Here is a 23,348-nt window from a genome sequence, read left to right as displayed (position 1 = left end):
GTCAGGCTCCGGAGCGCCTGCGGGCCACGCCGATGCCGACGCCGAGCGCGGCCAGCAGCACGACGACGGTGACGCCCGTCGGCAGGCCCGACTCGTCTTCGGGGCCCCCGGCCGCCGTGCCTCCGCCGCCCGCGTGCGGCGCCCGGGTGGGAATCCTCGTGTGGTCCTCGGTGTGGTCGGGCTCCGGCGTGACGATCCTGAACGACGCGCTGCCGATGTCGTTGGTGGCCTCGCAGCGCACCTGCACGCGGTAGCCGCCCGCCTTGGCCCCGGCCCTGATGGTCGCGCTGCCGCGCACCATCGGCACGGTCGCAGTCGGGGTGGCCGACGGCGGCGCCGGGGCGACCAGCGTGACGAGCCCGGTGAAGGCGTCGGAGCGGGCGGTCGCCCGATATTCGGTGCCGCCCTGGGGCAGCGGGCACCTGGCGGTGATGTGGATGCTCTTGGTCGACCCGCCGACGATCCGCTTTGGATCGACCTCCACCCGCACGTCCTGCCGCGAAACCGAGACGAGCGGCGTCGGCAGGGCCGGTGTCAGCGTCATCGTGGGGTCGGTGGAGACCGTCTCGGCCGACGCGGTGCAGCCCAGCGCGCCGAACAGTAAGGCTCCTCCGACGGCGACCTGCGTGATCCTGCTCAACGGCACACCTCTTCCACGCGGGTCCCTTACCCAGAAAATCCTTACCGACTCATGACCGAGGATCTTCCTTCGCCTCGATGATCCACAGGAACGCGGACAGGCGTCAAGGACTGTGCGGCGGACCGGTCTGGATCGCGGACGAACGGCGCCCGGCTTGTCCCCGCAGGTCCTTCTCGCACGTCAGAGTCCGGGTTGCGGCCCTTTATGCGGCTCCGGGCGGCAACACCGTGCGGCTCAGGGCGGCCCAGGGCGGCTCCGGACGGCATCCGGGCGGCATCCGGGCGGAGGGTGCTCAGGCGAGGGAGAGCTCCGACCAGCGCGGACCCACGCCCGTCACCCGTACGCGGCGCTCCTCGCCCTCCGCGCCCCGCTCGACGTGGACCTCCAGGCGGTCCTCGGACAGGCCCTCGACCAGGCCCTCGCCCCACTCGACCACGGTCACCGACTCCTCCAGCGAGGCGTCGAGGTCGAGGTCGTCCACCTCCAGCGCGCCACCCAGCCGGTAGGCGTCCGCGTGCACGAGCGCGGGCCCGCCGGACAGGGACGGGTGGACCCGGGCGATCACGAACGTGGGGGACGTGATCGGCCCGCGGACCTTCAGGCCCTCCGCGACGCCCTGCACCAGCGTCGTCTTCCCCGCGCCCAGCGGCCCGCTCAGCACGACCAGGTCTCCGGGAGCGAGCAGCGTGGCCAGCCGCGCGCCCAGCGCCCGCGTCTCCTCGGCGGTCGCGGCCCGGAACTCAGCCGTGGTCACGCGTTTCCCCTCTCCGCTCGCTTCAGCAGCTCGCGCAGCGCCTCGTTCACGGCGTCGGGCCGTTCGAGCTGCACGAGATGCGAGGTCTCCGGCACCGTGGTGAGCTGCGCGGTCGGCGCGGCCGCCGCGATCGCCCTGCTGTGGTCGAGCGGCGTCAGCCAGTCGCGCTCCCCCACGATGATCGCGGTGGGCACCTTGTTGAGCACGTCGAGCGCGGTGAGCTTGTCGTGCGACATCAGCGCCGGGTAGAAGTCGGCGATCACCTCGGAGGGGGTGGCCCTGATCATCGACTCGACGAAGTCCACGACGGTCGGGCTGACGTTCTTGGAATCACCGAACCCGAGATGACGCAGCGCGAGGAACGACAGGTCGGTGCCGGCCTCCCGGCCCCGGTCGACCAGCGCGCCGCTCCTGCGCATGATCGAGACGGCCGACGGCACCGCGAGGTTGACGATCTTGGAGAACAGGGCCGGCAGGCCCAGGGTGAGCTCGGCGAGCTTGCCCGCCGAGGTCGCGATCAGCGACACCCCGCGGATCTTGTCGCCGAACAGCTCGGGCCGCCGCTCCGCCAACGCCATGATCGTCATGCCGCCCATGGAGTGGCCCACCACCACGCACGGCCCGGGGACGAGCTCGTCGAGCACGAGCGCGAGGTCCTCGCCGAGGCGCTCGATGGTGCAGTCGCTGGCCAGCGCGCGGGCCGACTGGCCGTGGCACCGCTGGTCCCACAGCACCAGCCGGTAGGAGTCGCGCAGATCGCGCCGCTGGTAGTGCCAGGAGTCCGAGGACAGGCAGTAACCGTGGCACAGCACCACGGTCAGCGGCGCGTCCTCCACGCCGTCGATCTCGGCATGGATTTTCACGCCGTCCGAGGTCGTGAGCGTCACCGAACGTCCGTGCAGCTCGCCGAAGGGCTCACTCGCCTCCAGGTCCGGCCGCAGGCGGATGCGGCCGACGGCGTACCTCTTGGCGAGCGTGGCCGCCGCCACTCCCGCCGACGCCGCACCGAAGACCGCTCCGGCGATCCCGACCTTGCGACGTGTGCTCATGCCTGCCCTCCTCGCAGCCGCGGCTCAGCGTCCGTCCGTATGGACGCGAGGCACGCGGGATCCGATCCTGGTCACGATCTCATGGGTAATCGTGCCGAGGGAATCCGCCCATTCCTGACAGGTGGGCTCGCCATTGTCCCCCGGACCGAAAAGGATCACCTCGTCCCCCGATTCCGCCGGATCGTCACCGAGGTCGATGACGAACTGGTCCATGCACACCCGCCCGGCGATCCGCCGCCGCCGGCCCGCTGCCAGCACCTCCGCCCGGTTGGTCGCGTTTCGCAGGATGCCGTCCGCATACCCGAGAGGGACGAGACCAAGCGTGGTCTCACGCTCCGTGACGTACAGGTGCCCGTACGACACACCCGAGCCCGGGGCGGCCCGCTTGACCTGCGCGAGCCTGGCCGTCAGCGTCATGGCGGGGCGCAGGCCGAAGTCGCCCAGTTCGGGGATCGGGCTCAGGCCGTAGACCGCGATGCCCGTGCGGACCATGTCGTACCTCGCCCGCGGCAGCGTGACGGTCGCGGCCGAGTTGGCGAAGTGACGGATCGCGTCGCTCGGCACACCCGCCTTGTCGGCGACGGCGAGCGCCTCCTCGAACGTCGCGAGCTGGCTCTCGATGGAGGGATGGCCCGGGATGTCCGCGCAGGCGAAGTGCGACCACAGTCCGGCGATCTCGATGGCCCCGCCCGCCCGCGCGGCCAGCGCGTGCTCGACCAGCGACGGCCAGTCCGCCACCGTCGCGCCGCCGCGGGAGTTGCCGGTGTCCGCCTTCAGGTGCACGCGGGCGGTGCGCCCGGTGCGCCGGGCGGCCTCGACGATGTCGTCCACGACCCACGTCGCGCCGGCCGACAGCTCGACGTCCGCGAGCAGCGCGGCGTCCAGCGGCTCTCCGGGTGTGATGAGCCACGACATGACCGGCGCGGTGACCCCCGCCTCGCGCAGCGCCAGCGCCTCGCGGACGAACGCGGTGCCGAGCCGGCTCGCACCCGCCTCCAGGCACGCCTTCGCCACCGGCGCCGCGCCGTGGCCGTACGCGTCGGCCTTGACGACGGCCATCATCTCGGCGCCGGCGGCCGACTCGGCGAGCAGCCGTACGTTGTGCGTGATGGCGGACAGGTCCACGCGCGCCTCGGCCGGGGTGGCGGAGCGCACCGTTGAGAAGCTCATTTTTCCAGTGTGTCAGGTGGACCCGGGTGAATGCGCCCAACCTGACGCCGCACGTCAGAGCGTTCGCAGGGCCTCGGGCAGCGCCTGGGCGACGTCGAGGGCGGCGATCGGCGCCTGTCCGCGTGCCGGGTCGCCGCCTCCGGCGGCCGTCCGCGCCGCGAGTCCGTGGACGTACGCCGCGCACGAGGCCGCGTCGTAGCCCGTCAGCCCGGCGGCGAGCAGTGCGCCCGCGATGCCCGACAGGACGTCGCCCGTGCCGCCCGTGGCCAGCCAGGGCGTGCCCGTGGTGTTGACCCGCACCGGCCTGTCCTCCTCCGCCACGAGCGTGGTCGAGCCCTTGAGCAGCACCGTCGCCCCCAGCTCGGCGGCGGCCCTGCGTACGTGTTCGAGCCGCCCTGCCTCGATGCGCTCGCGCGGCACGCCGAGCAGCCGCGACAGCTCCCCCGCGTGCGGTGTGAGCACGGTGGGGGCGGCCCGGCGCAGCAGCGTGCGGTCCTTGGCGACCAGCGTCAGCCCGTCGGCGTCCACCAGTACGGGCACCCCGGTGGACAGCACCGCGCGGGCCACCGCGTGGGCCTCAGGGCCCGTGCCGAGCCCGGGGCCGAGCACCCACGCCTGCACCCGCCCGACCTCGTCCAGCGAGCTCTTCAGCACCAGCGACGGGTCGAGCACGGTCGTGACGGCCTCCGGCCAGCGGGCCCTGACCAGCCGCACCGGCTCGGCGGAGCTCGCGAAGCGGACCATCCCCGCACCGGCGCGCACCGCGCCGCCGACCGAGAGCACGGCGGCTCCGGTGTACCTGTCGCTGCCCGCGGCGATCCCGACCACGCCCCGCCGGTACTTGTCGCTCTCCGCGCCCGGCCGGGGCAGCAGGTCGGCCACGTCGTCGCCGGTCAGCGCGGCCACCTCGGGGTCCGGCAGGAAGGGCCCGAGGCCGATGTCCACCAGCTCGACCGAACCCGCGCGGGCGGCGCCGGGATCGACAAGCAGACCGGCCTTGTACGCGCCGAACGTCACCGTCAGGTGCGCGCGGACCGCCGGTCCCTCGACCCGTCCGCTGCTCGCGTCCACCCCGCTCGGCACGTCGACGGCGACGACCAGGCCGCCGGTCTCGGCGGTCAGCTCCGCGAGCGTCGCGTACGGCTCCCGCAACGCCCCGCTGCCCCCGATGCCGACGAGGCCGTCCATGACGAGGTCGGCGTCGGCCAGCACTGCACGTGCCCGCGCGGCGTCGTACGGATGCGCCCGGCCGCCCGCCTGCCGCAACGCGGCCAGTCCGCCCTCGTGGGTGCGTGAACCGGCGAGGACCGCCTCCACCCGCGCTCCCCTGCGGGCCAGGCGGGCTCCGGCGTACAGGGCGTCGCCGCCGTTGTCGCCACTGCCGATGAGCAGCGCCACGCGCGAGCCGTACACCCTGCCGCAGGAGCCGGCGAGCAGATGCGCGCAGACCGCGGCGAGCCCGGCGGCGGCCCTGTCCATCAGCGTCCCCTCGGGGAGCCTCGCCATCAGCGCCAGCTCGGCGGAGCGGATCTGGTCGGAGGTGTAGGCGGTCCGCATGCGTCCGACGGTAGCCTGCCGCGTCGGCGATGGCGATCACCGGACACCGGGCATCGGCGGGGAAATACCGCCGCGGCACAATCGGCGGTCTTTCCCACTGTCAGGCCATGCCGCCCGGGGCTTACAGGCCGTGCCGCCCAGCCCATGCGGTGATCGCCGCGGCGATGGCCTCGGGCCGGTCCTCCGGCGCGTGGTGGCCGGCCGGGCCGCAGTGCTCGACCTCCAGGCCCGCGATGTTCGCCGCGCACCAGGCGGCCATCTCCGGCCCGATGAGCAGGGTCGGCGAGGAGTCGAAGGTGAGCAGCAGCTTGGGAACGTCGTGGCTGCTCGCGAGCCATCCTCCGTACGCGCCGACGCGCTCGGCGACGTCGGCGGGCTCACTGTCGAGCGGCATCGAACGCGCCCACTCCAGCAGCGGGCGGCGGCTCTCGCGGGTGGGGTACGGCTCCAGGTAGGGCCGCATGTCCTCCTCGCCGAGCGGCGTCAGCACACCTCCGGTGAAGGCGGTCTCCACCATGAAGTTCCGGTCGAGCACGAGCGGCTCGCCCTCGGGACCCCGGATGGTCTCCGCGCGGGTGCGCGGCGCCTCGCCGAGCTCGCTCCACGACATCGTACGGACGATCGTCTCGAAGAAGGCGATGCCGCGGACGCGGCCGGGGTGGCGGGCCGCCCAGTCGAAGGCGAGCGCCCCGCCCCAGTCGTGCCCGACGAGCACCACGTCCTCCAGCCCCAGCCGGTCGAACCAGGCGTCGAGATAACGGGCGTGGTCGGCGAACCGGTACGGCACGCCGGGCTTGCCCGAGCGGCCCATGCCGATGAGGTCGGGGGCGAGCAGGCGGGCGCCGGCGCGGATCCCGGGCAGGACCTTGCGCCACAGATGGGACGAGGCGGGGTTGCCGTGCAGGAAGACGAAGGGAGCACCGCTGCCGGTCTCCTCGTAGTACATGGCCGAGTCGAGCACGTCGATCGAAGGCATGGAGAGCCCTTTCGTTCGTCAGACTAACGTTAGTGGCACGAACAGATTAAAACGTTAGTTGGACTAACGCAATCGGTAGGATGGCGGCATGAGCAGCAGCGAGCCCGGCATGGCCTCTCCCTCGGCCCCCCACATGGACGGGAGGACCGGAGCCGCCCGGTTGCGGAGCCTGCCGACCCGGCTTCTGTCACTGGCGGCGACGCACTCCGACCGCCTCGTCAACGAGGGGCTCGCCGCCGCCGACGCCCGCAAGTGGCACTACGCGGTGCTCGCGACGCTGGAGGAGTCGGGCCCGGCCAGCCAGGCGGAACTGAGCCGCCGCACCGGCATCTACCGCAGCGACCTGGTCTCCGTCATCAACGAGCTGACCGATCGGGGTCTGGTGGAGCGCGCGCCCGACCCCGCCGACCGGCGCCGCAACGTCATCACGATGACCGAGCGGGGGCGCGCTCGCTTCGCCCGGCTCGACGAACTGCTCACCGGGCTCGAAGACGAGGTGCTGGCGCCGCTGAGCCGGGCCGAGCGCGACCAGCTCGCCGGGCTGCTCGCCCGCCTCGTGGACCACCACGCGCGCCGGGACGGGTGACTCCCCGGGACCCCCGTTGAGGGCTCCCGCTCAGGACTCGGCGACGACGTAGGCGACGGCCATGCCGCCGTCGTGCGACAGGGAGACGTGCCATCTGCGTACACCGAGGTCGCGGGCCACTTCGGCGGCCCGGCCCGTGATCCTCAGCTCGGGCCGGCCGTGTCCGCCGCGCACGACCTCCGCGTCGAGGTGCCGCAGGCCCGGTGGAGCTCCGAGGGCCTTGGCCACGGCCTCCTTCGCGGCGAACCGCGCGGCCAGCGACTCCAGCGACAGCGCGCACTCGGCATCGGTGAACAGGCGCCTGCGCAGCGCGGGCGTGCGCTCCAGGGCCGCGCCCAGGCGCGCCACCTCGACCACGTCCACCCCGATGCCCACGATCACACCGCCAGCGTACGGCGCGACCAGGGACATGAAGCCAACGTTCTTCCCCGTCGCACACCGAAGTAATCCATCGATTTTTGTCCACAGGCTGTGCACGACCCCGGGTGGGGGCGCGGAAACGCCATGGCTACGCTTGCCGTCGTGGCAGATGGGGACGCGTACGTCGAGCTGAGCCGGGAGCAGTGGCGTGACCTGCGCAAGAACACACCGCTCACGCTCACCGAGGCGGAGCTGGAGGAACTGCGCGGCGTCCACGATCCGATCGACCTGTCCGAGGTCACCGACATCTACCTGCCACTCACCCGGCTGCTGAACCTGCACTTCACCGGTTCGCGGCAGCGCGGCGCGGCCGTCGGCGCGTTCCTCGGGGAGCAGGACGCGCCCCCGCCGTACGTGCTGGGCATCGCGGGCAGCGTCGCGGTCGGCAAGTCGACCACGGCGCGGCTGCTGCACACGCTGCTCGCCCGCTGGCCCGAGCACCCCCGGGTCGACCTGATCACCACCGACAGCTTCCTGTACCCCAACAAGGTGCTGGAAGAGCGCGGGATCATGCATCGCAAGGGCTTCCCGGAGAGCTACGACCGGCGGGCGCTGGTGAGTTTCGTGGCCGACGTGAAGGCGGGCCGCCCCGCGGTCGAGGCGCCGGTCTACAGCCACCTGGAGTACGACATCGTACCGGGCGCGGCGCAGACGGTGGACCGGCCGGACATCCTCATCGTCGAGGGGCTCAACGTCCTGCAGCCCGCGCCGCCGGACGCCCTGGCGGTCTACGACTACTTCGACTTCTCCATCTACGTGGACGCCCGGATGGAGGACATCCGCACCTGGTACGTGGAGCGCTTCCACAAGCTGCGCCGTACGGCCTTCTCCGACCCGAAGTCCTACTTCCGGCACATCGCGGCGCTGTCGGACGAGGAGGCGACCACGTTCGCCGAGAACGTGTGGCGCGAGATCAACGAACGCAACCTGGTGGAGAACATCGCCCCCACCCGCCGCCGGGCCGGCCTGATCCTGCACAAGGGCTCCGACCACTCCGTCAGACGGGTGCGGCTGCGCAGAACCTAGGATGCAGCCGTGCTGCATCTGCGGGTCATCGCCCCGTTCCGGCGGACCGACCAGGTCATCGAGGTGCTCGACCGTACGCCGGGGGTCACGAACGTCGTGCTCCTGGCCAAGGCGGCCAGGCGGCCGGAGGGCGACGTCGTGCTCGCCGACGTCGCCAGGGAGGCGGCCAACACGGTCATCGGCCAACTCAAGGCGCTCGGCCTGGAGCGGGACGGCTCGATCACGGCCGAGGAGATCGAGCTGTCGATCTCCCGAGGCGCAACCGAGGCGGAGGAACGGGCGCCCGGCGAGGGCGACGACGCGGTGGTGTGGGACCACTTCGAACAGCGTGTGGCCCTCGACAGCCGCATCACGTGGGCGTTCCTGGCGTTCCTCGCCATCGCCACGCAGATCGCCGCGATCGGCGTGCTCATCCCCTCGCAGATCCTGATCGTCGGCGCGATGGTCCTCGGGCCGGAGTTCGGCGCGGTGGCGGCCGTCTCGTTCGGCCTGCTCCGCCGCCGGTGGCCGCTCGTCGGCGCCGCGGCCCGCACGCTCGCCGTGGGCTTCGCGTCCGCGATCGCCGTCACCCTGGCCTGTGCCCTCGTCTCGCGCGGCCTCGGCTGGATCTCCCCCGACAGCCTGCGGCACCACGACGAGGTGCGCTTCATCGTGACGCCCGACCGGTGGTCGTTCATCGTGGCGCTGCTCGCCGGCGCGGCCGGGGTGCTGTCGATCACGGCGGGCAAGTCCTCCGCGCTGGTGGGCGTCTTCATCTCCGTCACCACCGTCCCCGCGGCCGGCTACATGGCCGTGGCCCTGGCGCTGTGGCGCTGGGACGAGGTCGGCGGCTCTGCGCTGCAACTTCTCGTCAACATCGCCGGGATGGTCGTCGCCGGCACGCTGACGCTGTTCCTCCAGCGCTCGCTGTGGTCCCGGTACGGCGGCGGTCGGCGACGGGCGTGACGAGGCATACCTGAGGCGTAGGCGGGTTCCTCCATCAGACGGAGGCCCGGCGAACGTCCCGCCCAGTAGGGTCGGATCATGACAGCGAGCGCGACCCCATGCTTCGCGACCGAGGGGCTGACCAAGCGCTTCCCCCGCGTCACGGCGCTCGACGACCTCACGGTCGCGGCCGGAACCGGCGTGACCGGCCTGGTGGGCGCCAACGGCGCGGGCAAGTCGACGCTAATCAAGATCCTGCTCGGCCTGCTCCCCACGACCTCCGGACGCGCCTCGGTGCTCGGCCTCGACACGGCCACCCAGGGTCCGGAGATCCGGCGCGTCGTCGGCTACATGCCGGAGCACGACTGCCTGCCCCCGGACATGTCCGCGACCGAGTTCGTGGTGCACATGGCCCAGATGTCCGGGCTGCCGCGTACGGCCGCCCGCGAGCGCGCCGCCGACACCCTGCGCCACGTCGGGCTGGACGAGGAGCGCTACCGCCCGATGGGCGGCTACTCCACCGGCATGCGGCAGCGGGTCAAGCTCGCCCAGGCCCTCGTCCACGACCCGAAGCTGGTCTTCCTCGACGAGCCCACCAACGGACTCGACCCGCAGGGCCGCGACGACATGCTCGCGCTGATCCGGCGCGTCGGCACCGAGTTCGGCATCAACGTGCTGGTCACCTCCCACCTGCTCGGCGAGCTCGAGCGGGTGTGCGACCACGTCATCGTCATCGACGGCGGGCGCCTGCTGCGCTCCTCCGCGATCCGGGAGTTCACCCGGGCCGAGCAGACCATCGCGGTGGAGGTCGAGGAGGGGCAGCAGCGGCTGGCCGAACGCCTCACCGCCGGCGGCGAGACGGTCGCGGCGCAGGGCAGGCTGCTGACGGTCCAGGTGTCCGGGGACGACCCCGGCCGCACCTACGACGCCGTACGCGACGCCGTCTGCGACCTCGGCCTCAGCCTTCTGCGGCTGGAACAGCGCCGGGGCCGCATCGAGGACGTATTCAAGGAGTCCACAGCCAAGGAGCCGGTGGCATGACCCCAGAGCCGACCGCGGTCATCCACGACATCGGATACCGCCACTACGACGGCGTACGGCTGGGACGCGGGCGGGCGACGCTCGCCCTCGGCGTGCAGAGCCTGCGCGGCGTGTTCGGGCTCGGCCGCACGGTCCGCGCCAAGATCATGCCGCTGCTGCTGGCCGCGATCATGCTGATGCCGACGGTCGTGTCGATCGGCGTGATGGCCCTGGCCAAGCAGTTCATCATGCCCTATCCGGGATACGCCGTCTTCATGCAGGCGGTGATCGCGATCTTCCTGGCCGCCCAGTCGCCGTACCTGGTCGCGCCGGACCTGCGCTTCCGCGTGCTGCCGCTGTACCTGTCCCGCCCGCTGACCGTGACCGACTACGTCCTGGCGAAGCTGACCGCGCTCGCGATCGCACTATTCGGCCTGCTGGCGGTGCCGCTCACGATCCAGTTCGTCGGCGAACTGCTGGTGGACCTGCCCGGGCCGCCGCACACCGCCGACTACCTCGGCGCGCTGGGCGGCGCGGTCCTCTACGCGGTGCTGCTGTCCTCGGTGGGCATCGCCCTGGCGTCGTTCACCCCGCGCCGCGGTCTCGGCGTCGCCTCGGTGATCGCTTTCTACATGTTCACCGCCGCCGTCTCCGGCCTCTTCTACGCCGTGCTGACGGTGTCCGGCCGTGACTCCGTCGCGCCGTGGGCGCTGCTCCTCAACCCGTTCTTCCTCGTCGACAGCGTCCAGTCGGCGCTGTTCGGCACCGAGCCGTCCACCGGCGAGGGATACCCGCCGGGCATCGCGTCGTGCCTGATCCTGCTGGCCGTGATCGCCCTGGCCGTGACCGGCGTTCTCCTGCGCTACCGGAAGGCGGCGTCGTGACCACCACAAGCTCCCCCGTGACCACCCGCCAGGGCGTGCTCGAACTCGCCCAGGTGTCCCGCTGGTACGGCAACGTCGTGGCGGTCAACGACGTCACGATGACGATCGGGCCCGGCGTCACCGGCCTGCTCGGGCCGAACGGCGCGGGCAAGTCGACGCTGCTGCACATGATGGCCGGGTTCCTCGCGCCGTCCACCGGCACGGCGACCCTCGACGGCCTGCCCATCTGGCACAACCACGAGATCTATCGGCGGATCGGCCTGGTCCCCGAGAAGGAGGCCGTGTACGGCTTCCTCACCGGCTGGCAGTTCGTGCTGTCGTCGGCCCGGCTGCACGGCCTGCCCTCGCCCGACGACGCGGCCCGGCGAGCCCTCGACCTGGTGGAGATGACGGACGCCTCAGGCCGCCGCATCGAGACGTACTCGAAGGGCATGCGGCAGCGCGTCAAGGTCGCCGCCGCCCTCGTCCACGACCCTCAGGTGCTGCTCCTGGACGAGCCGTTCAACGGCATGGACCCCCGGCAGCGGCTCCACCTCATGGACCTCGTCCGCCGCATGGGCGACGACGGCCGGACCATCCTGTTCAGCTCGCACATCCTCGAAGAGGTCGAGCGGGTCGCCCACCACATCGAGGTGCTCGTCGCCGGGCGGCACGCCGCGTCGGGCGACTACCGCGAGATCCGGCGCCGCATGGCCGACCGGCCGCACCTGTTCCGGGTCAGGTCGAGCGACGACCGGCGCCTGGCCGCCGCCCTCATCGCCGACCCCTCCTCCAGCGCGGTCTCGCTGACCGAGCAGGGCGTGGAGGTCCAGGTGACCGACTACGCGCGCTTCACCGCGCTGCTGCCCCGGATGGCGCGCGACCTCGCCGTACACCTGTGGCAGGTCTCCCCCACCGACGAGGACCTGGAAAGCGTCTTCTCCTACCTGATCTCCCGGAGCGCGCGATGAACACGGTGGTGGCGGACATCACCTACCGGGCCATGCTCGGCCGCAAGCGGATCTGGCTGCTGGTGCTGCTGCCGGTGGCGCTGGTCGTGATCGCCGCGCTGCTGAGGCTGATCAACGGCCACGACGAGCAGACCGCCGTGACGCTGATGAAGAGCTTCGCGATCGGCACGATGCTGCCGCTGCTCGGGCTGATCGCCGGGACGGGCGTCATCGCCCCGGAGATCGAGGACGGCACGATCATCCACCTGCTGTCCAAGCCGATCTCGCGCCCGGTCATCGCGGTGACGAAGTTCGTGGTCGCGGCCTCCCTCGTCGCGGTGCTCGCGGCCGTCTCGACCTACGCCGCCGCCTACCTCCTGGCCGGCTCGGAGTCGGGCGTCGCGACCGGCTTCACTTTCGGGGCGCTGTTCGGCGGCGTCGCGTACGCCGCGGTGTTCCTGCTGCTGGGCGTGCTCACCCGCCACGCGGTCGCGGTCGGCGTCATCTACGCCCTCGTGTGGGAGGGCGTGATCGGCGGCTACGTGCCCGGCGCCCGGAAGTTCTCCATCCAGCAGTGGGCCCAATCGCTCGCCGACCAGGTCTCCTCCTCGCCCTTCTTCTCCACCGAGGTGACGCTCGGCTTCGCCGTGCCGGCGATGGTCATCGTCACGGTCGGCGCCGTCATCTGGACCGGCCAGCGCCTGCGCTCCCTCTCCCTGACCGGCGACGACTAGTTCTGGACGTTCTAGAGGTTGAAGCCGCCCGACACCTCGATGTCCTGAGCGGTGACCCAGCGGCTCTCGTCGGAGACCAGCGTGGCGATCAGCGCGCCGACGTCGCCGGGTTCGCCGACCCGGCCGAGCGCGGTCCTCGCGGCGAGGGCCGGGACGACCTCGGGGAACCGGGTGAAGGCGTCGTCGCCGAGGCGGGTGCGCGTCGGACCCGGTGAGACGGCGTTGACGCGGATGCCCCGCGTGCTGAACTCCTTGGCCATGTACCGGGTCAGCACAACCAGGCCGCCCTTCATCGACGCGTAGGCCGAGTAGCCGGGCTCCAGCCCGGCCTTCGCCACCGAGCTGCTGCTCGTGTTGACGATGGCCCCGCCGTCCGCCATCAGGGGCAGCAGCCGCTGCGTGAGGAAGTACGGTCCCTTGAGCAGGACCCGCATGAGCCTGTCGAACGTCTCCTCGGTCGTGTCCTCGATCAACGACGCCGCTGCGGCGCCGGCGTTGTTCACCAGGTAGTCGAAGGTGTCGCGCTGCCACGTGTCGCGCAGCACGTCGGCCACCGTGTCGCGGAAGGCCGCGAAGGTGCCGGTCTCTCCGACGTCCAGCGGCAGTGCGACGGCGCTGCCGCCCTCCTTCTCGATGGCGGCGACCGTCTCCAGTCCTCCTCGCGAATTGTTGCCGTAGGTCAGGATGACTCCGGTTCCGCGTTTGGCGATCTCGATGGCGGCGCTCCGGCCGATGCCGGAGCTGGCGCCCGTGACGATGGCGACCTTCATTGTTCTTCTCCTGTGGTGTGGTCGTGCGTGTCAGCGAGTGAACTCGGCGGACTCCGGGGACAGGACTCGGGCGAGCCAGTCGGTGCGCGTCCGGCGGGCCGTGGCCGAGATCCGCGCCTGCGGATACAAGGCGTCGAATCCGTGGAAGCCGCCCGCCCAGACATGCAGCTCCGCCTGACCGCCGGCCGCCCAGATGCGGTTGGCGTAGTCGGCGTCCTCGTCGCGGAAGACCTCGGCGGAGCCGGTGTCGATGTAGGTGACCGGCAGGCCCGACAGATCGTCCGCCAGCGCGGGCGAGACGTACGGGGGCACCTCGTCGCCGGTGAGGTCACCGAGGACGGAGCGCCATCCGAACTCGTTCATCTCGCGGGTCCAGACGCCGGGCTCGCCGGAGAACTGACGGCTGGACGTGCTGGTGTTGCGGTGGTCGAGCATGGGGCAGATCAGCATCTGCGCGGCGATCGGCGGGGTGCCGCGGTCGCGGGCCAGCAGGGTGACGCCGGCGGCGAGGCCGCCGCCGGCGCTGGCGCCCGCGACGACGATCCGGGCGGGGTCGATGCCGAGTTCGGCGGAGTGCTCGGCGATCCAGAGCAGGCCTCGGTAACAGTCATTGACCAGGGCGGTGCCGGTGGCCTCCGGCGCGAGCCGATACTCCACGGAGACCACGACCGCGCCGAACCGGTCCAGCCACTCCAGCGGGATGTCGATCTGCGAGAAGCGGTCGCCCATGACCATTCCGCCGCCGTGCATCCAGTAGACGCAGGGCGCGGCGGTGGCGTTCTCGGGGCTGAAGACCGACAGGGGGATCGGGGCGCCGTCCGCGGCGGGCACGGTGACCTCGCGCCGGTCGACCTGCCGGTGTGCGAGGAGGGAGTCGACGGGGGCCGACGGGAGCCGGCGCAGCTGCGCGAGTACTTCCGGGGTGAGCTGGGACATGAGGGGCATGTCGGCCAGCAGTTCACGCAGTTCGGGGTCCAGGCCGGGTCGTGCCGGGGTCATGGTCGCTGCCTTTCGTGGGGTGACGGTGGGGCGGGAGAGGGCCGCTGGGTGATCGGCGGGGTCAGAAGGCGGCCTTGCCCCGCACCGGGACGTGGTCGGCGTACTCGGACTCCTTGGCCAGCAGTCCGCCGATCCGCGCCACGATGGCCTGGGCGGCCTCGCCGGCGAAGATCCGGTGGTGGTCCTCCTCGCCGGTCCAGCCCTCGATGACGTGGACGACGTCGGGGTCGGACGCGGAACGGGAGACCAGGTAGACGACGCAGTGCTCGCTCGCACCCGGGTTGCCCTCGTCCAGGCCGGTCAGCAGCACGTCGACCAGCCGGTCGCCCATTCCGGGCCTGGCGGTCAGGGTGGCGGCGAAGCCGTAGTTGACGGTCATGGAGGCCTTCTCCTTCGGTGGTGGAATGCCGTGATTCCATTCAACCGAGTTGACCTGCGGAAACGTTAGAACGATGCTCTCCCGTGCTTGCACGATCCTCTCGCGTACAGGAGCCCGAGCTCGCAATCGTGCTGCAATGGCCGCATGTGCCTCGAAGAGCTCCGCGCCCTGCTGGCCCGGCATGCCCGGCCCGACGCGACCACCGCCATCGACGGCGTCCTGATCTCGAAGGTCGACCGGTCGGATCCGCCCGCGCCCTCGATGTCGGGCACCGTGCTGGCGGTCATCGCCCAGGGCGCCAAACGCCTCGCACTGGGCGACCGGATCTTCGAGTACGGCGCCGGGCAGTACCTGGTGGCGTCGGTCGACCTGCCGGTCACCGGGCAGTTCACCCAGGCGGACCCCGAGCGGCCGGCGCTGGGCTTCGGCCTCATCCTGGAACCGTCCGCCGTCGCCGAGTTGCTGCTGCAGGCCGGGCCCGGAGACACTCCCCCCACCAGTGGAGGCGCGGCGCCGGGCATCGTCGTCAGCGACGCTCCGGCTCCGCTGCTCGACGCGGTGGTCCGGTTGCTGCGCCTGCTCGACCAGCCCCGCGACCGGGCCGTGCTGGCCCCGCTGGTCAAGCGCGAGATCCTGTGGCGCGTGATCACCGGCGAGCAGGGCGCGACGGTTCGCCAGCTCGGCCTCGCCGACAGCGGCCTCAGCCACATCTCCCGGGCCGTGCGCTGGATCCGCGAGCACTACGCGCGGCCCTTCCGGGTGGAGGACCTGGCACGCCTGTCCGGCATGAGCGTCTCCGCCTTCTACCGCAACTTCCAGGCGGTGACCGCGATGAGCCCCATCCAGTTCCAGAAGCAGATCCGGCTGCAGGAGGCCCGGCTGCTGCTCGCCACCCATCCGGGCGACGTCACCGGAGTCGGCCACCGCGTCGGCTACGACAACCCGTCACAGTTCAGCCGGGAGTACCGCCGCCAGTTCGGCGCACCCCCCAGCCAGGACGCCGCCCGTCTGCGCCACGGCGTGCACGGCCCCGCAGGCGTCCTCCCCTGACCTGACCCGTCGCGGCACAACGACGTACGGACGGCCGCCGCGATCGGTGGGGCCGTCCGTACGCCGATGAGACGTCAGAATGGGCAGGTGCTGCGATACTCCTCGACGAGCAGGCCGCTGCTCGGGCCGGGGCAGAGGAACGTGCCGTAGCGGGTGTCGTCGTCGACGAACCGCTTCATCCAGGCCACGGCGTACTTGCCGATTGTGGTGTTGGTCGTGTTGGGCGCGAAGTGGGTGGCGTTGTTCAGCTCCAGGTACGCCTTGTCGAGCGACGAGGGCAGGCTGGTGTAGAAGGGGACCGCGTGCGAGGCGACCGGCGCGACCGTGTCGTTGTCCGCACCGATGATCAGCGTGGGGGTCTGCACGCCCGACCAGGTCTTGTCGAGATTCCACGGCGTCAGCGGGACCGCGGCCCGCAGGGACGGCCGGTCGGCCACGGCCTCCAACGTGCCGCCGCCGCCCATCGAGTGGCCCATGACGCCGAGCCTGGTCGCGTCCACCCGGCCGCGGACCGAGCTGCGCTGGGTCAGGTAGTCGAGCGCGGCCAGCAGTTGCCGGCCCCGGCTGTCGGGCTGGTCGAGCCGCGTCAGCGTGTCGATGTTGAACACCACGAAGCCGTGCGAGGCGAGCCGGGCGGCCAGCCAGGCGAGGCTCGACTTGTCGGCCGTGTAGCCGGGGGCGATGGCCACGCCGCCGAAGGTCCCCTCGGACGTGGTGGTCGGGTAGTAGATGGTCCCGCCGCCGAAGCCGCTCACCGACAGCGACGACACGTCGATCTGCGCGGTCGCGTACGGCCCGCGCGACGCCTCGAGCAGGGCGTCGGTGGGGTCGGGGCCGTGTACGGCGGCGTGGGCGGCGGGAGCGGCGAGGCCGCCGGCCAGTGCGAGCAGCACGACGAGCGCCAGCGTCGTGACCGCGGAGGACATGCGTCGCAGCAGTGGGGTTGGGGGGTGTGTCGGCACGTCGGTGCACTCCCTGGGGGTAGGAGTGGGACCGGCCACGCGGGCCGGTTCCCGCGAACGGTTTGACCGCCGACACTGTCGCGCCGTCGACCCCGGACGCGCATCGGTGAAATCACCGGTGCCTGCGACTCACCGGCCTCATGACAGCAGGCGGGTCAGTTCGACCCGGGAGCGCACGCCGAGCCTGGCGAAGATGTTCCTCAGGTGGTGCTCCACGGTGCGCGGGCTGATGAACAGCCGGGCCGCCACCTCGCGGTTCGTCGCGCCCTCCGCCACGAGGGTGGCGATCTGGAACTGCTGCGCCGTGAGCAGCCGGCCGGCCTCGGAGCGGGAGCCCGAAGGCCGCACCGACTCCCCGGCCGCGCGCAACTCCGCGCGGGCGTGCTCGCTCCACAGGCGGGCGCCGTACCGCTCGAACGTCTCCAGCGCGCCGTGCAGATGCTCGCGAGCCGCGCCGGGGCGGCGCGACCGGCGGAGCACGCCGCCGTACAGCAGCCGCGTACGCGCGGTCTCGAACGCGCACGCCCCCTGACGGTGCAGTTCCAGCGCCTGCGTGAAGCGCTCCCCGGCCTCGGCCGGGGGCGCGAGCAGCGCGTGGCACCGGGCCGCCAGCGCCAGCCGGTCGGGGTCGCGGGTGCTGTCGGCCCAGCGGTCCAGCATGACCAGCGCGTCCCGCGCCTGCGCGAGCTCCCCGGTGCGTACGGCGCTCTCGACGAGCAGCGGCGTCGCCATCACCCGTACGACGAGGGGGTCACCGGTGCGGGCCACCGTGCGCAGGCGGTTCACGGCGTCGGCGTGGCGGTTCGCCGCGACGTCCAGATGGGCCAAGGCCAGCGTGCCGAGCGCCTCGGCCACGCTGACACCGTGGGCGGCGGCCAGCTCGACGGCCCGCGCCGCCCGCAGAGCGCAGGTCTCCTCGTCGCCCGCGACGGCGGCGGTGAACGCGAGCCAGGCGAGGTGCTGCGCGCCGCTGGTGGCCCGGCCCGTCTCCTGCGCCAGGCGCAGGCCGTCCATGGCGTTGACCGCCAACGCGTCGTAACGGCCGCTCCACAGCTGGGCCTGGATCAGGATCTCCAACATCTGCGGCATGCTGGCGACCGCGCCGTGGGCACGCGCCAGCTCGACCGCCCGGGACGCCAGCGTGAGCGCGTCGGCGCCGTTGCCGAGCAGGAGGTTCGCGACGCCGCCCCATACGAGCACCGAGGGGCTGCCGGCCGAGGGCGTCACCATCACCCCGGTGGCGACGCGGCGCAGCGACGCGGTCGCCTCGCGGTGCCGGCCACGGAACGTCGCGGCCATGCCCGCCAGATACTCCAGCGCCAGGCGCGTGACGTGGTCGTCGTCGGGCCGCCGCAACGTCTCGGCCCGCCGCGCGATCGCCAGGAACCGGCGATTGTCCCCCGCCAGGTAGCTCGCCTCGCCCGCTCGGACCAGCGCGCGTACGGCCTGCTCGCGGTCGGTGCGCAGCAGCCGCTCGGCGGCGGCGAGCAGCGTGTCGCAGGCGCTGTCGGTCTTGCCCGCGCGCAGCTCCAGGCTGCCCCTGACCAGTTCGGCCCGGGCGCGCACCTCGGCGCCGACCGCGAGCGTGTCGATCCGGGACAGCAGCGACCTCGCCCGCTGCGGCTGTCCCGCCTGCCAGGCGTAACGGGCGGCGGCGGCCAGCCGTGCGGCCTTGGCCTCGCCCTGCCCGGTGAGCTCGGCCGCCCGTTCGAGGACGCGGAACGGTTCGGGGAAGGCCGCCGCCTTCGGCGCCGCCGCGAGCGCCCGTACGAGGTCCTCGGCGAGCCTGTCGGGGGGACCGTCGAGGGCGGCGGCGCGGTGCCACGCTCGCCGCAGCCGCTGGTGCTCCCCGACGGAAACACCGTCGAGAAGGCTCGCCAGCAGGCGATGGGCGGCCCTCCGCCGGGCGAGGGACGCCTCGGCGTACGCCACGTGCCGCAGGATCGGGTCGGCGAGGTCGAAGCCGCCGTCCGGCGATTCGACGACGACGCCCGCGGTCTCCGCCGCCTCCAGGGCCGCCAGCCCGGACCGCGACTCCGCCGCGCGCACCAGCGTGACCGCGTCGATGCCGGGATCGGCCGCGACCAGCAGGACGAGGTCGGCGGTGTCGGCGGGCAGGCCGCGGAGCCGGTCGGCGTACGCCCGCCACAACCGCCCGCCGCGCGGTGGCGTCTCCGGCGGCGGCGCCGAGCCCTTGCGGTGCGCGTCGGTCAGCGAACCGGCGAGTTCGGCCAGCGCGAGGGGGTTGCCCCGGGCCGCCCGGACCAGCGCCGCGCGCAGGTCCCCCGGCAGACCCTCGGGGACGAGGTCGTCGAGCACCTGCCGGGACGCCCGCTCGTCGAGCGGGGCGAGCGGCAGCGGCGGCAGGTCGCCGGGGGCGGTGCCGGGCTCCGCGGAGGCGAGCAGCACGGCGACGGGGACCGCGAGGGCTCGGCGGGCCACGAAACAGATCGCCTCCCGGCTGGGGGCGTCGAGCCACTGGAGGTCGTCGGCGCACACCAGCACCGGGCGCCCGGCGGTCTGCAGGAGCCGCAGCAGCGCGGCGGGCAGCGCCAGGCCACCCGCGCCGGCGCCGGTCCGCAGCGCCTCGGCGAGCATCCCTGAGCCGGCCGCCGGCACCGAATCGGCGTGCAGCGCCGCATCGGCCGCGTCCAGCCGGTCCGCTATCGGGCGGAGCAGGGCGTGCAGCCCGGCGTACGGCAGGTGGGTCTCGCCTCTGACACCTTGGGTGCGGAGCACGAGGAACCCCTGCTCGTCCGGAGCGCCGGTGACCGCGTGCGCGGCGGCGAGGTCGAGCAGCGCGGTCTTGCCCGCGCCCGGTCCGCCGAGGAGGAGCAGGCATCCGCCCGCGCCGGCCCGGGCCCGGTCCACGAGCGCGCGCAGCGCGTCCGACTCCTTGTCACGACCCCTTAACGCCCCCGACCGAGCACCGGTCAAATAAGACATGCATCAGTGTTACGCGCGCATTACGCAAATGAGAAGGGCTTCCAATAAGGAACCCCGCCGGGCACGCACCCGGCGGGGTCCTCAGAAGTGGTGACGCGTGGAGCGTCAGACGCAGACCGTGCGGACGACCTCCGCGAGGCGGTCCGCCACGGCTTTGGCCTGGTCGTGCGACTCGGCCTCGACCATGACCCGGATCATGGGCTCGGTGCCGCTCGGACGGATCAGCACGCGGCCGGTCTCCCCGAGCTCGGCCTCCGCCTCGGCCACCGCCGCCCGCAGTTCGGGGGCGGACGCCTTCGCCTTCGCCACGTCCCTGACGTTGACGAGCACCTGCGGCAGCTTCGTCATCACCGACGCGAGGTCGGCGAGGGAGCGGCCCTGCCGGGCCACCTCGGCCATCAGGTGGAGCGAGGTGAGCAGGCCGTCCCCGGTCGTGGCGTGATCCAGCATGATCACGTGACCGGACTGCTCGCCGCCGAGCGTGTAGCCGCCGTCCTGCATCGCCTCCAGGACGTACCGGTCGCCGACCGCGGTCTCCACCACGGACAGGCCGGCCTCCCGCAGGGCGAGCTTGAACCCCAGGTTGGACATGACCGTCGCGACGACCGTGTCCTTGGCGAGGCGGCCGTCGGAGTGCATCGACAGGGCCAGGATCGCCATGATCTGGTCGCCGTCGACCTCCTCGCCCGCGCCGGTCACGGCGAGGCAGCGGTCGGCGTCGCCGTCGTAGGCGATGCCCAGGTCGGCGCCGCTTTCGACGACGGCCTTCCGCAGAACGCCCAGATGGGTCGAGCCCACGCCGTCGTTGATGTTCAACCCGTCGGGGGCGGCGCCGATCGTCTCCACGGCCGCGCCGGCGCGCAGCAGCGCCTCCGGGGCGACCATGTGCGCCGCGCCGTGCGCGCAGTCGACGACGACCCGCAGCCCGTCGAGGCGGTGGGGCAGGGTGGTCAGCAGGTGGGAGACGTATCGGTCGGCCTCGCCGTACGCCTCGCGGACGCGGCCGACCGACGGACCGACCGGACGGTCCCACTTCTCCCCAAGCCGTTGCTCGATCTCGTTCTCCACCGCGTCCGGCAGCTTGTAGCCGCCGCGGGTGAAGAACTTGATGCCGTTGTCCGGCGCGGGGTTGTGCGACGCGGAGAGCATGACGCCGAGGTCGGCTCCCAGCGCGTTCGTCAGATACGCGACCGCCGGGGTGGGCAGGACGCCGAGCCGCAGGACGTCCACGCCCGACGACGCGAGGCCGGCGACCACGGCGGCCTCCAGGAACTCTCCTGAAGCCCGCGGGTCCCGGCCTACGACGGCGATCGGGCGGCCGCGCCGCCCGACACTGGCGTGGAACGCCCCGGCGTCGCCGAGCACGTGCGCGGCGGCCACGGACAGGTCCATGGCCAGTTCCGCGGTGAGGTCGCGCCCGGCGACCCCACGTACCCCGTCGGTGCCGAAGAGGCGCCCCCGTGAGGAGGCGCCTACGGGCTCCCGCGACATTAACGCTTGCTGTACTGCGGAGCCTTGCGGGCCTTCTTGAGGCCGTACTTCTTCCGCTCCGTGGCGCGGGCGTCACGGGTGAGGAAGCCGGCCTTCTTCAGCGGCGGGCGGTTGACCTCGGCGTCCAGAGCGGCGAGCGCGCGGGACAGGCCCATGCGCAGCGCGCCGGCCTGGCCGGTCACGCCACCGCCGTCGATGCGGGCGATGACGTCGAACGCGTCCTCGGCGCCGAGCACGACGAACGGCTCGCTGATCAGCTGCTGGTGGACCTTGTTCGGGAAGTAGCTCTCCAGCGAGCGGCCGTTGATCGTCCACTTGCCGGTGCCCGGCACGATGCGGACACGGGCGATGGCCTCCTTGCGGCGGCCGGTGCCGTACGAGTTGCCCGTGGTGACGGGCTTGCGCACGGCGCCCTCGCCGGCGGGGGCCGACTCGGTGGTGTACTCGGAGGGGAACTCCTCCGCGGAGTAGTCTTCCGGCTCGCCCTCGACGAGCGTCTCGATACCGGTGGGCTCGGCCACGGTTCTCCTCTTAACTTTCCTGGCTCGCGATTACTGGGCGATCTGGGTGATCTGGAAGGGCACCGGCTGCTGGGCCTGGTGCGGGTGCTCGGCGCCGGCGTAGACCTTGAGCTTCTTGGCCATCTTCCGGCCCAGGGCGTTCTTGGGAAGCATGCCACGGACGGCCTTCTCGACGGCCCGGTCCGGACGCTTCTCCATGAGCTCCCCGTAGCTGACGGAGCGCAGACCGCCGGGGTACCCCGAGTGGCGGTACGCCTTCTTCTGCTCGAGCTTGTTGCCGCTCAGGGCGATCTTGTCGGCGTTGATGACGATGACGAAGTCACCCGTGTCGACATGCGGAGCGAAGATCGGCTTGTGCTTCCCGCGGAGCAGGGTCGCCACCTGGCTGGCCAGCCGGCCGAGTACGACGTCGGTCGCGTCGATGACGTACCACTGACGTTCGACGTCGTTGGGCTTCGGTGAGAACGTGCGCACGGCAGTGCCTTCTGTCGGAATGTGAACTCTCGGTAGGTTGCGCAGGCACGGCGACAACCTCCGTCTCCACATGTACGGGAGAAGACGCCGGACGCGCCGTGCACCGGTCTGCGGACAGACCGATCCACACACAACGAACTAGCAGACTACCGACCCGATGCCGCCTGGTCAAAACAGCCAAGGCGGCAGGTCATTGGAACGACTCATTTGAACGTTCATCAAATCCATACCCAATGGCCTCTTCTTCCCCATGGCGCGGATCCCTATATTTGGCTGCGGTATGTGGCAGACCCCTCACAAAAATCACACCTTCCGTGGCCCCCTACGGGGGACTCAGATGGGTCTGCTGGCGTGCGCCGTGGCCATCCTGCTCACCGGCGTCGTGATCGGCAGGATGAGCGCCAGATCGAGTGAGGTCGACGACGTCTACCTGCGCAAGTCGGAGCCGTCCCCGTCGCCGAGCGCGAGCGCGGCGGGCGCGGTGCCGCGCGACCGGCCCACCCTCGACCACGTGCTGCGCACCGTGGCTCCGGTCGTCCCCCGGGATGTGCCGCAGCGTCGGCCCCGGAAGGAAAAGCCGCCCTCCAACCTGATCGACGGCTCCGACAGCGGCTCGCGGCACACCGTTCTCACACCCGGGACGGACGGCGGCGACGACGCGTACGACGCCGACTCGATGCGATCCGCCTCGATGGAGGCCGAGGTCGTGCGCCTGGTCAACGCCGAGCGCCGCAGGCACGGCTGCCGGCCCCTGCGCGTGGACCCCCGCCTGGTGGAGTCCGCCCGCGCGCACTCGGACGAAATGGCGTCGAGCAGGCTGTTCCGGCACAGTTCCCCCGGGGGCGCCTCTCCCTGGGACCGCATGGGCGCGGCGGGCTACTCCGACGGCGGAGCCGAGACGATCGCCAGGGGCTACCAGACCGCCGAGGCGGTCGTACGCGGCTGGATGGCCGGGCGGAGCGACCGCGCCACGCTGCTCGACTGCCGCCTGGTCGCGACCGGGGTCGGCGTGAGCACGGGCGCGGGCGGCCCGTGGTGGACCGAGGACTTCGGGTATTCCTGACCCTTCCTCATCTGTCCAAATAGC

Annotated in this window: 24 protein-coding genes; 9 read left to right on the top strand and 15 right to left on the bottom strand. The window is 72.2% G+C overall.

Annotated features, from left to right (window positions below; translation table 11 throughout):
- Window position 1: 1 nt before the first annotated feature.
- The 6 genes from IL992_RS31750 to IL992_RS31725 all read right to left on the bottom strand — a co-directional run bounded on the left by IL992_RS31750 (window position 2) and on the right by IL992_RS31725 (window position 6,146).
- The gene (locus tag IL992_RS31750) at window positions 2–640 is read right to left on the bottom strand and encodes a hypothetical protein (protein ID WP_193207012.1); all 639 of its coding nucleotides are present in this window, start codon (window positions 638–640) and stop codon (window positions 2–4) included.
- Between the two features lie 292 nt (window positions 641–932).
- On the bottom strand, window positions 933–1,394 hold the full coding sequence (gene tsaE, locus IL992_RS31745) for a tRNA (adenosine(37)-N6)-threonylcarbamoyltransferase complex ATPase subunit type 1 TsaE (protein WP_193207011.1): 462 nt from the start codon (window positions 1,392–1,394) through the stop codon (window positions 933–935).
- The gene (locus IL992_RS31740; RefSeq protein ID WP_193207010.1) at window positions 1,391–2,443 is read right to left on the bottom strand and encodes an alpha/beta fold hydrolase; all 1,053 of its coding nucleotides are present in this window, start codon (window positions 2,441–2,443) and stop codon (window positions 1,391–1,393) included. The genes tsaE and IL992_RS31740 overlap by 4 nt, the downstream gene beginning before the upstream one ends.
- A 24-nt stretch (window positions 2,444–2,467) precedes the next feature.
- Window positions 2,468–3,613: an alanine racemase gene (alr, locus tag IL992_RS31735; protein ID WP_193207009.1), complete on the bottom strand. Its 1,146-nt coding sequence runs from the start codon at window positions 3,611–3,613 to the stop codon at window positions 2,468–2,470.
- Window positions 3,614–3,667: 54 nt separating this feature from the next.
- Window positions 3,668–5,170, bottom strand: a complete 1,503-nt coding sequence (locus IL992_RS31730; RefSeq protein ID WP_193207008.1) for an NAD(P)H-hydrate dehydratase — start codon at window positions 5,168–5,170, stop codon at window positions 3,668–3,670.
- 121 nt (window positions 5,171–5,291) lie between these two features.
- Entirely contained in the window at window positions 5,292–6,146 is an 855-nt protein-coding gene (locus IL992_RS31725; protein WP_193207007.1) for a haloalkane dehalogenase, read from the bottom strand.
- An 88-nt stretch (window positions 6,147–6,234) separates the two neighbouring features.
- Between IL992_RS31725 and IL992_RS31720 the strand changes: the two genes are divergently transcribed.
- Window positions 6,235–6,732 carry a MarR family winged helix-turn-helix transcriptional regulator gene (locus IL992_RS31720; RefSeq protein WP_226874126.1) on the top strand — a complete coding sequence of 166 codons (498 nt, stop codon included), beginning with the start codon at window positions 6,235–6,237 and terminating at the stop codon, window positions 6,730–6,732.
- A gap of 30 nt (window positions 6,733–6,762) precedes the next feature.
- Here the strand turns inward: IL992_RS31720 and IL992_RS31715 are convergent, their stop codons facing one another.
- Window positions 6,763–7,143, bottom strand: a complete 381-nt coding sequence (locus IL992_RS31715) for a holo-ACP synthase (protein WP_226874125.1) — start codon at window positions 7,141–7,143, stop codon at window positions 6,763–6,765.
- 93 nt (window positions 7,144–7,236) lie between these two features.
- Between IL992_RS31715 and coaA the strand changes: the two genes are divergently transcribed.
- From coaA to IL992_RS31685, 6 genes are all read left to right on the top strand, one after another.
- A complete protein-coding gene (gene coaA, locus IL992_RS31710) occupies window positions 7,237–8,178 on the top strand; it encodes a type I pantothenate kinase (RefSeq protein WP_193207006.1) in 942 nt (313 codons plus the stop codon).
- 9 nt (window positions 8,179–8,187) lie between these two features.
- Window positions 8,188–9,123, top strand: a complete 936-nt coding sequence (locus IL992_RS31705; RefSeq protein WP_193207005.1) for a DUF389 domain-containing protein — start codon at window positions 8,188–8,190, stop codon at window positions 9,121–9,123.
- 78 nt (window positions 9,124–9,201) lie between these two features.
- On the top strand, window positions 9,202–10,143 hold the full coding sequence (locus IL992_RS31700) for an ABC transporter ATP-binding protein (RefSeq protein ID WP_193207004.1): 942 nt from the start codon (window positions 9,202–9,204) through the stop codon (window positions 10,141–10,143).
- Window positions 10,140–11,006 (top strand): ABC transporter permease, encoded by an 867-nt coding sequence (locus IL992_RS31695; protein ID WP_193207003.1) that lies wholly within the window; start codon window positions 10,140–10,142, stop codon window positions 11,004–11,006. Before IL992_RS31700 ends, IL992_RS31695 begins: the two co-directional genes overlap by 4 nt.
- Complete coding sequence (locus IL992_RS31690) at window positions 11,003–11,956, top strand: ABC transporter ATP-binding protein (protein WP_319018957.1); 954 nt, start codon at window positions 11,003–11,005, stop codon at window positions 11,954–11,956. Before IL992_RS31695 ends, IL992_RS31690 begins: the two co-directional genes overlap by 4 nt.
- Window positions 11,953–12,669 carry an ABC transporter permease subunit gene (locus tag IL992_RS31685; RefSeq protein ID WP_193207002.1) on the top strand — a complete coding sequence of 239 codons (717 nt, stop codon included), beginning with the start codon at window positions 11,953–11,955 and terminating at the stop codon, window positions 12,667–12,669. Before IL992_RS31690 ends, IL992_RS31685 begins: the two co-directional genes overlap by 4 nt.
- 11 nt (window positions 12,670–12,680) lie before the next feature.
- Here the strand turns inward: IL992_RS31685 and IL992_RS31680 are convergent, their stop codons facing one another.
- From IL992_RS31680 to IL992_RS31670, 3 genes are all read right to left on the bottom strand, one after another.
- The gene (locus IL992_RS31680; protein WP_193207001.1) at window positions 12,681–13,439 is read right to left on the bottom strand and encodes an SDR family NAD(P)-dependent oxidoreductase; all 759 of its coding nucleotides are present in this window, start codon (window positions 13,437–13,439) and stop codon (window positions 12,681–12,683) included.
- Between the two features lie 30 nt (window positions 13,440–13,469).
- Window positions 13,470–14,438: an alpha/beta hydrolase gene (locus IL992_RS31675; protein ID WP_193207000.1), complete on the bottom strand. Its 969-nt coding sequence runs from the start codon at window positions 14,436–14,438 to the stop codon at window positions 13,470–13,472.
- Between the two features lie 61 nt (window positions 14,439–14,499).
- The gene (locus IL992_RS31670; protein WP_193206999.1) at window positions 14,500–14,817 is read right to left on the bottom strand and encodes a putative quinol monooxygenase; all 318 of its coding nucleotides are present in this window, start codon (window positions 14,815–14,817) and stop codon (window positions 14,500–14,502) included.
- A gap of 144 nt (window positions 14,818–14,961) precedes the next feature.
- Between IL992_RS31670 and IL992_RS31665 the strand changes: the two genes are divergently transcribed.
- The gene (locus IL992_RS31665) at window positions 14,962–15,867 is read left to right on the top strand and encodes an AraC family transcriptional regulator (RefSeq protein WP_193206998.1); all 906 of its coding nucleotides are present in this window, start codon (window positions 14,962–14,964) and stop codon (window positions 15,865–15,867) included.
- Window positions 15,868–15,941: 74 nt separating this feature from the next.
- Here IL992_RS31665 and IL992_RS31660 read toward each other — a convergent pair whose 3' ends face one another.
- The 5 genes from IL992_RS31660 to rplM form a co-directional block, all read right to left on the bottom strand.
- Window positions 15,942–16,793 carry an alpha/beta hydrolase family protein gene (locus IL992_RS31660; protein ID WP_193206997.1) on the bottom strand — a complete coding sequence of 284 codons (852 nt, stop codon included), beginning with the start codon at window positions 16,791–16,793 and terminating at the stop codon, window positions 15,942–15,944.
- Window positions 16,794–16,967: 174 nt separating this feature from the next.
- Window positions 16,968–19,775 (bottom strand): helix-turn-helix transcriptional regulator, encoded by a 2,808-nt coding sequence (locus IL992_RS31655; RefSeq protein ID WP_193206996.1) that lies wholly within the window; start codon window positions 19,773–19,775, stop codon window positions 16,968–16,970.
- Between the two features lie 105 nt (window positions 19,776–19,880).
- A complete protein-coding gene (glmM, locus tag IL992_RS31650; protein ID WP_193206995.1) occupies window positions 19,881–21,266 on the bottom strand; it encodes a phosphoglucosamine mutase in 1,386 nt (461 codons plus the stop codon).
- The gene (gene rpsI / locus IL992_RS31645; RefSeq protein ID WP_193206994.1) at window positions 21,266–21,787 is read right to left on the bottom strand and encodes a 30S ribosomal protein S9; all 522 of its coding nucleotides are present in this window, start codon (window positions 21,785–21,787) and stop codon (window positions 21,266–21,268) included. The genes glmM and rpsI overlap by 1 nt, the downstream gene beginning before the upstream one ends.
- 30 nt (window positions 21,788–21,817) lie before the next feature.
- Window positions 21,818–22,261, bottom strand: coding sequence for a 50S ribosomal protein L13 (rplM, locus tag IL992_RS31640; protein ID WP_079316251.1), 444 nt, complete (start codon window positions 22,259–22,261; stop codon window positions 21,818–21,820).
- 337 nt (window positions 22,262–22,598) lie between these two features.
- Here rplM and IL992_RS31635 point away from each other — a divergent pair, with 337 nt between their 5' ends.
- Window positions 22,599–23,324, top strand: a complete 726-nt coding sequence (locus IL992_RS31635) for a CAP domain-containing protein (protein WP_193206993.1) — start codon at window positions 22,599–22,601, stop codon at window positions 23,322–23,324.
- Window positions 23,325–23,348: the final 24 nt, after the last annotated feature.

This window comes from Microbispora sitophila (assembly GCF_014892245.1).
GTDB lineage: Bacteria > Actinomycetota > Actinomycetes > Streptosporangiales > Streptosporangiaceae > Microbispora > Microbispora siamensis.
Note: the sequence above shows the minus strand (reverse complement) of the source record. Positions and strands in the feature narration are given on the sequence as shown.